The organism is Rhodoferax sp. UBA5149, assembly GCF_002413825.1.
Taxonomy (GTDB): Bacteria; Pseudomonadota; Gammaproteobacteria; order Burkholderiales; family Burkholderiaceae_C; genus Rhodoferax.
Genome location: NZ_DHXT01000205.1, coordinates 1 through 2,750 on the forward strand (window position 1 = coordinate 1; position 2,750 = coordinate 2,750).

Annotated in this window: 1 protein-coding gene; it reads right to left on the reverse strand. The window is 63.1% G+C overall.

Features of this window, described 5'->3' with window-relative positions; translation table 11 throughout:
* Nucleotides 1-8 precede the first annotated feature (8 nt).
* Nucleotides 9-2,750: isoleucine--tRNA ligase (ileS, locus tag B3V69_RS18225; protein ID WP_296448513.1), on the reverse strand; the 2,742-nt coding region annotated here is incomplete at its 5' end.

A 2,750-nucleotide genomic window follows, 5' to 3' on the forward strand; every position in this document is an offset into this window, starting at 1 on the left:
TCTGGCCATTATGCAAACCTCCGATTTTCGCCGGCACCCAACAGGTTGCTGGTGCAGCGGCCACACAGGGTGGGGTGGGCCGGGTCATGGCCAACGTCGTCGCGGTAGTGCCAGCAGCGCTCGCATTTGATGGCGTTTGAGGTGCTAGCCCTCATGGATAAATCGTCACCAGCTATTAAATCAATAGCGGATGTGATGAAGACAAATTTCAGATCGTCACCTAGGCTGGCCAGCAGCGCGTGGTCTTGCGCGCCCACCGTGAGTGCCACGGTGGCTTGCAGGGAGGAACCGACTTGGCCTTCGGCACGCAGGGTCTCGATGTCCTTGTTCACGGCATCGCGGATGTCGCGGATGCGGGTCCACTTGGCCAGCAGCGCTTCGTCAGGTGCGTCGAAGGCGACGTAAGTGTCCAGGAAGATCGATTCCTGGGTGTCGGCCGGCGTCTTGCCCGCCGCCCCCAGCACCGCCCACGCTTCTTCCGCCGTGAAGCTCAGGAACGGGGCCATCAGACGCAGCATCGCCTGCGTGATTTGCCACAACGCGGTCTGGGCGCTGCGCCGCGCCAAGGATTTGGGCGCCGTGGTGTAGAGCCGGTCTTTCAGAATGTCGAGGTAGAAAGAGCCGAGGTCTTCCGAGCAGTAGATCTGCAGCTTGGCCACCACTGGGTGGAATTCATAGATCTCGTAATGCGCCAGGATGTCCGCCTGCAACTGGGCGGCGCGGCTCAGGGCGTAGCGGTCGATCTCCAGCATCTGGTCCAGCGGCACGGCGTCGGTTGCCGGGTCAAAGTCGCTCACATTGGCCAGCAGGAACTTGAGCGTGTTGCGGATGCGGCGGTAGGTGTCCACCACGCGCGCCAGGATCTTGTCGTCACCGGCGATGTCGCCCGAGTAGTCGCTGGCCGCCACCCACAGGCGGATGATCTCGGCGCCGAGCTTCTTGGAGGTTTCCTGCGGATCGACGCCGTTGCCCGCGCTCTTGCTCATCTTGTGGCCCTTGCTGTCCACCGTGAAGCCGTGCGTCAGGATGGCTTTGTAGGGCGCGCGACCGTACATGGCACAGGCCGTCAACAGAGATGAGTGGAACCAGCCGCGGTGCTGGTCGTGCCCTTCCAGGTACAGGTCAGCCTCCGGGCCGCTCGCGTGACCGCTGCCGGGGTGCGAGCCCTTGAGCACGGTGGTGTGGGTGGTGCCGGAATCAAACCAGACTTCCAGAATGTCGCTGCTCTTGGTGTAGGCTTGTGCGTCCGTCGCGCCGATGGTGGCAAAAATGGACTCGGTCGTGGCCTTGCTCCAGGCCTCGATGCCGCCTTGCGCCACCATGTCGGCGGCGAGGTCCAGAATTTCCATGGTGCGGGGATGCAGCTCGCCGCTGTCTTTGTGCAGGAAGAAGGGCAGAGGCACGCCCCAGCTGCGCTGGCGGCTGATGCACCAGTCGGGCCGGCCGGCAATCATGTCGCGCAAGCGGGTCTTGCCGTTCTCGGGGTAAAACGAAGTCTCTTCAATCGCGTCCAGTGCCAGCTGGCGCAGTGATTTGGGTGCCTTGTCCTTGGTGAAGACGCCAACGCCCTCGTCCATGCGGATGAACCACTGGGCCGCCGCGCGGTAGATCACCGGCGTCTTGTGGCGCCAGCAATGCGGGTAGCTGTGAACGATGTCGCTGGTGGCAAACAGGCGACCGGCCGCGCGCAGCGTGTCGATGATGACGGGGCAGGCTTTCCAGATGTGCTGGCCGCCAAACAGCGGCAGCTCGGGCGCGTAAGCGCCGTTGCCTTGTACCGGGTTCAGGATGTCGTCAACGGCCATGCCATGCGCCACACAGCTGTTGAAATCCTCTACCCCATAAGCGGGAGCGGAGTGAACAATGCCGGTGCCGTCATCGGCGGTGGCGTAGTCGGCCAGATAGATCGGGGACTCTCGATCATAATTTTGAAAGGGGCTTGCCAAGCCGCGCGAGAGGCCGTCAGCCTGCACCGCGTCGCCCATGTCGGCGAGCGGGTGCTTGAAGTTGATGCCCGCCAGCGCCTTGCCGGGGGTGGTGGCAAGGACGGTGCCCGTGAGCTGGTAGCGTTCCAGGCACTTTTCCACCAAGCTCTCGGCCAGCAGCAGCAGGCCGCGTTCGGTGTCGACCAGCGCGTAGCTCAGCTCCGGATTCAGATTCAGCGCCTGATTGGCGGGGATGGTCCACGCGGTGGTGGTCCAGATGACGGCGAAAGCCTCTTTGGCGAGTGCGTTCAAGCCAAAGGCCGCGGCCAGCTTGGTCGGTTCGGCGCACAAGAAGCCCACATCCAGCGTTTGCGACTTCTTGTCGGCGTATTCGATTTCAAACTCGGCCAGCGACGAGCCGCAGTCAAAGCACCAGTACACCGGCTTCAGGCCCCGGTAGACGAAGCCGCGTTCCACGACGCGTTTGAAGGCGCGGATTTCATCGGCTTCGTTGCTGAAATCCATGGTGCGATACGGGTGATCCCAGTCGCCCAGCACCCCCAGGCGCTTGAAGTCGGCGCGCTGGATGTCGATCTGCTCGGTGGCATAGGCGCGGCTTTTGGCCTGCATGTCGTCGCGCGCCAGTTTGCGGCCAAACTTCTTTTCAATCGCGTTCTCGATCGGCAGGCCGTGGCAGTCCCAGCCCGGGATGTAGGCGGCGTCCATGCCTTTGAGCTGGCGCGCCTTGACGATCATGTCCTTGAGGATCTTGTTGACCGCGTGGCCCATGTGAATCTGGCCATTGGCATACGGCGGGCCGTCGTG